Raw genomic sequence first — 1,661 nt, forward strand, 5'->3', positions numbered from 1 at the left:
CGTTTCGGTGTGGGGTGAGCGGGTTTGCCTGGTGGGCTGGGATCCTGGTGGGTATGCAGGGTGAGCCGGATCGTCAGGGTGAGTTTCTGGATGTGAACTCGGTCGTCGGGCATTTGCTGGCCGAGGGCAGTGTGTTCGCGTTTTTGGCTGCTCATCGCGAGCAGTTGTTCCCTGCGGAGATGTTCGCGGACCTGTTTCCCAGCGGCCGGGGCCGTCCGTCGATCCCGCCGGCCACGATGGCGTCGGTGATCGTGCTGCAAACGCTGCAGGGTTTGTCCGATCGCGAAGCCGCTGATGCGGTCACTTTCGATCTGCGGTGGAAAGCGGCGTGTGGATTCGTGTTGGGTAACAAAGGTTTTCATCCGTCGACTCTGACGTACTGGCGTCGGCGACTGGCAGCCAGCGATCGGCCGCACCGCATTTTCGAGGTGGTACGCGAGGTCATCACCACCACCGGGGTGCTCGCGGGTAAGAGCCGTCGAGCGCTGGATTCGACGGTCTTCGATGACGCGGTGGCCCGCCAGGACGCCATCACCCAGGTGATCGCGGCGATCCGGCGGGTCGCCCGAGAGGTCGACGGTGGTGCGGTGGTGGTCGAGCAGCACGCGACTCGTCTGGCCGCGTTGACCGGCGGCGGCTATGACCGGCCCRGCAAGCCGCGGATCGCCTGGGATGATGAGTGTGCTCAACAGGACCTGATCAGCGCCCTTGTCGAAGATGGGTTGGCCGTGCTCGACGGTCTGGACCTCGAGGCCATCGACAAGGAACCGAGTAACCAGGCCCAGGCGCAGGCGGTGGCATTGCTGGCATTGGTGACCGGCCAGGATGTGGAACCGGCACCAGGTTCTGATGGCACCGACGGACGCTGGCGCATCGCGCCCCGGACCGCCCCGGACCGGGTGATCTCCACCGTCGATACCGACACCCGCCACGCCCACAAAACCCGGGCACGCCAGCAGGACGGGTTCAAGGGCCACATCGTCAATGAACCGGAGACCGGGTTGGTCACCGCGATCGAGATGACCAAAGCCGCTGGTCCGGRCACTTCCGACGGAGCAGTCGGGGCACGGTTGTTGCTGAGCGATCCGACCGTCGCCGACGACGCCGACGATCGTGAGGTGCTGGGTGATTCAGCGTATGCCTCCGGTGACATGCTGGCCACGCTGGCGCGGACACGATGGAACGCGGTGATCAAACCCAAGCCACACATGCCGGCGGTTGCTGGTGGTTTCGTCGTCGACGATTTCACCTTCGACGCCGACGCGAACACATTGACCTGCCCCAACAACCTGACCCGRCCGGTCAGCGCGAAAGGCCACGTCACCTACGGTGCGGCCTGCCAAGACTGCCCACTTCGGGCACGGTGCACCACCGCGGTTCGTGGACGCAAAATCAGTTTCGGCGAACACCACCAACTCCAGCGCGAACACCGACAACACTTCTCTGACAACACTATTGCCGACACCTACCGCCAGCATCGACCCATGGTCGAACGGACGATTGCCTGGCTCACCCGCGGTAACCGGCGGGTGCCCTACCGTGGAATCGAACGCAACAACAACTGGCTGCACCACCGCGCCGCCGCGATCAACCTACGCCGCCTGATCACCCTCGGACTGACTACCACCAACGGCACCTGGACACTGGCCACCGCCTGAACC

Annotated in this window: 1 protein-coding gene; it reads left to right on the forward strand. The window is 64.5% G+C overall.

Annotated elements, in window-relative coordinates:
* Positions 1-53: 53 nt before the first annotated feature.
* On the forward strand, positions 54-1,658 hold the full coding sequence (locus tag A9310_RS22270) for an IS1182 family transposase (RefSeq protein ID WP_065632432.1): 1,605 nt from the start codon (positions 54-56) through the stop codon (positions 1,656-1,658).
* Positions 1,659-1,661: the final 3 nt, after the last annotated feature.

The organism is Gordonia sp. UCD-TK1, from assembly GCF_001691435.1.
GTDB classification, from domain to species: Bacteria; Actinomycetota; Actinomycetes; order Mycobacteriales; family Mycobacteriaceae; genus Gordonia; species Gordonia hongkongensis.